The organism is Paenibacillus sp. MSJ-34 (genome assembly GCF_018918005.1).
GTDB lineage: Bacteria > Bacillota > Bacilli > Paenibacillales > Paenibacillaceae > MSJ-34.
Genome location: NZ_JAHLPR010000107.1, coordinates 1 through 3,000, shown reverse-complemented (window position 1 = coordinate 3,000; position 3,000 = coordinate 1). Strand labels below are relative to the sequence as shown.

The window sequence follows — 3,000 nt, the reverse complement described above, 5'->3', positions numbered from 1 at the left end:
TGTTAATGCTAACGCATAATGCCCTGAGATTGACGGTGTAAGTTGTCCTGCTATTGACGGTCAATCTGACCAGTTTCGGATATACGAGAGGGAGAATTATGATAATTCTCCCTGAATCACTCTTTTAACCATATGATCGTCGATGATGCGGTGTTTGTTCTGAGCACCGTAGATCAAACAATGCGTGCACACTTTGTTGATTAACCTAGCTGCTCCGCTAGAGAAGCGATAGATGTCGTCGATTGCTCCATCCGTGAAGATGTCTCGTTCCGCACCGGCGTAGGTCATGTGTCTTTGAACGTATGCCCCGGTTTGTGCCCGATCGTAATGAGGCAACTTGCATTGCAGATCGATACGTTGGCGAATCGCGGCGTACGCTTGTAGGTTAATACGATCCCACAGTTCACTTTGCCCTACGAGGATGAGCGCCATTGGGCTCTGCGCATCCATCTTGAAATTCAGTAGGAAGCGAACCTCTTCTAGCATCTCCCGATCTAACAGATGGGCTTCGTCCACGACTACAACGGGTTGCAGCCCGTGGATCCCGCGCATAAGTTCGATCTCCCGATGCAGTTGACGCTTGGCATCCCCGCGGTAAAATTTCGACTCACAACCGAGTTGTTCAAGCAGCCCCTTGTAGAAATGCCGCGGCGTCAGCTTGGAGTCTGACAAGTAGAGCACCTTGAATTTGGCAGCATCCAGTTCTTCCGTAAAACGTCGAATCGTCGTTGTCTTTCCCGTTCCACAGTCACCGGTTACGACCGCAAACCATTGCCGCTCAGCCGCATACTCTAAGCGCCCGAGCGTCTCCTCCAGAATTGCCGACTCATACAATTCACTTGGCGGAACATCCCTGGAGAATGGTGAACGACTCAACTCGTAAAATGCTTCAAACATCGCCATTCACCTTGCCTTTCCTTCGGTAGGTGACCGCTGGCGCTTGTTCGGTGTAGCGCTGATGGCTCCGCTCTTGGGCAGCGGTGAGCAGTCTTGACCTATCTGCCGGCAGCGGCTGAAGATGATCCGGCAGTGAAGGGCGTTTCCCCGCGCGCTCGCCGATCACAAGTTCTTTGACCTTCCACGGTGCGTGACCCTCGTATTCGATCGTCAACTCTGTCATGTCTGCCGGGTCGTACACCACATCTACGGTACATCCGATGAACGGGAGGCCGACTTCATATTTGCGATCCATAAAGCTGATGCATCCGGATTTGTCTACTTTGCGAGATTCACAGTGAAGGAAGGCGTCGGCGAGTATCTCCGGCTCCACAAACCGCAGCGCCTTTTTGTCACTTCGAAATGCGGTTTCGGGACTTCGTTTATTCTCTAACGCCGAATGGGATCTGTTTTGGTAACATTCCGAAAGCCAGGCCTGAAACAGCTCATTCAGGCGGTCGAGCGTCTTTGGTTTCTCGAGTGCTGCTTCGCTGAGGAAAGCATCTACCACCCGATTGAATCGCTCCACTTTCCCGGTTGATTCCGGTGAATACGGCTTTGCAAAAAGAAGACGAATGCCTAGTTTCGAGCACGTCCGCGTCATCCACTTGGTGCGATACTGCTTCCCGTTGTCGAAGTACACCGTTTCTGGAACACCGTACTTCTGAATGGCCTTTCGGAAACCATCCTCGATGATCGTCTTATCCATAACGGGGTAAAACTCACCATGCAACACAAACCTCGTCGCATCGTCGATAAAGGTAACGAGAAACACTTGTTTCATCGCACCGTTTGGCCCAATAGGCAGATACGGACCGTACTTCAAATCCGAGTGCCAAAGGCGATTGCGGTGTCGCTGTTGGAACCGCCGGGCGGCCACACCGGAATCTGCGTACATCCGCATATGCCTTGTGCTGTAACCGTGTGCTGTTAGTTTTTCTTGAAGCGTGCTCCGTTTGACTTGTCCGGGTTGAATGCGGCCTTCCCATTCCATGATCTGAATGATCTGAGCGACACTCCGACTCGGCACCTCCCGCCGCAATAAGATCGCTTGCTCTAAGATTTCTGGCGCAATGGCGGGGAGCGTAAGTTGTTTCCCTTTACTCTTCGGCTTTAACCCGCCGAAGCCTTCTTGCCGGTAGGCTGCCAGATACCGCCGCAATGTCCTCTCCGATATTCCGGTTTGCTCGCAGATTCTCTGCTTGATTTCCCTTGCCTTTGCCGGATCAAGCCCTTCCGTAAGCAGGGGAGCCAGGAGTTGCACACGTTCTGCAGCGATTTGTTCCGCTTTCTTTCGATCTTTCATCCCTATGCACCTCTTCTGATAGATTCGATACAAGTCTATCTCAGGGAGCTTCGGACAAAAATGCAGAACGGGTATGTACCCATAAATTTGAATTTGCGATGGGGCGGACAACTCTGGATAGCCACCCGTAGGCATCGCCGACGTAACGTCCGAATCTACTATGGTGTGCAGTTTGTGAAGGGGCGGACGATTCCTCCACAACCTCTAGATGAAAGCGAATAGCAATAGATTCCAGGCATCCGAGCAAGTACGCAGCAAGTGAGCAAAACCAACTCCGCCAACGGAACAGTGTAGAGTGATCTGCGGCAACATCTACTTCCGATGGTTCTAAGGTGATGACGTTCTCCACACATGCTGATTCATAACGCTTGTAAGGCACAATACAGTCCGGTAACTCGTGATGAATTTTCCGGCAGCCGATACAACGCAGCCTTCGAATGACCAACTCGCTCTTTTCTCCCGTAGCATGGACAAGCTTCCGGCTCCGGCTTCCGATCACCGATAAACTCTCGCTACAACAAGGACTAGGGACGACTTCTGCACACCTAACAAAAAACGCCGGGGATCTTCTCAACCAGCTCGTAATTTGATACAATGATCATATGTTTTGTGAGAGGGATGTCTCTAGTGAGTCTGCGCGAACAGGCTTACGCTTTATGGAGGCATCCTTTTCCTTTACTGTGATACGGACATTATATTCGTCAAACCCTGGACAGGCAATACCATCAGCTTTCGGGCATTATGCTTCAGCGGAAACA

Annotated in this window: 3 protein-coding genes; all 3 read right to left on the bottom strand. The window is 51.3% G+C overall.

Going from position 1 to position 3,000, the window contains the following annotated elements:
- Window positions 1–96: 96 nt before the first annotated feature.
- From KQI79_RS27145 to KQI79_RS27915, 3 genes are read right to left on the bottom strand one after another with little or no spacing between them, the layout of a single operon-like run.
- Window positions 97–897 (bottom strand): ExeA family protein, encoded by an 801-nt coding sequence (locus KQI79_RS27145; RefSeq protein ID WP_144932525.1) that lies wholly within the window; start codon window positions 895–897, stop codon window positions 97–99.
- The gene (locus KQI79_RS27140) at window positions 890–2,242 is read right to left on the bottom strand and encodes a DDE-type integrase/transposase/recombinase (protein WP_216541445.1); all 1,353 of its coding nucleotides are present in this window, start codon (window positions 2,240–2,242) and stop codon (window positions 890–892) included. Before KQI79_RS27140 ends, KQI79_RS27145 begins: the two co-directional genes overlap by 8 nt.
- Window positions 2,243–2,282: 40 nt before the next feature.
- Window positions 2,283–2,816 (bottom strand): DUF6431 domain-containing protein, encoded by a 534-nt coding sequence (locus tag KQI79_RS27915; protein WP_144932265.1) that lies wholly within the window; start codon window positions 2,814–2,816, stop codon window positions 2,283–2,285.
- Window positions 2,817–3,000: the final 184 nt, after the last annotated feature.

Bases quoted from the DNA above. Each gene is read 5' to 3' on its own strand.
- KQI79_RS27145 (WP_144932525.1), bottom strand. From the start codon at position 897: ATGTTTGAAGCATTTTACGAGTTGAGTCGTTCACCATTCTCCAGGGAT.
- KQI79_RS27140 (WP_216541445.1), bottom strand. From the start codon at position 2,242: ATGAAAGATCGAAAGAAAGCGGAACAAATCGCTGCAGAACGTGTGCAA.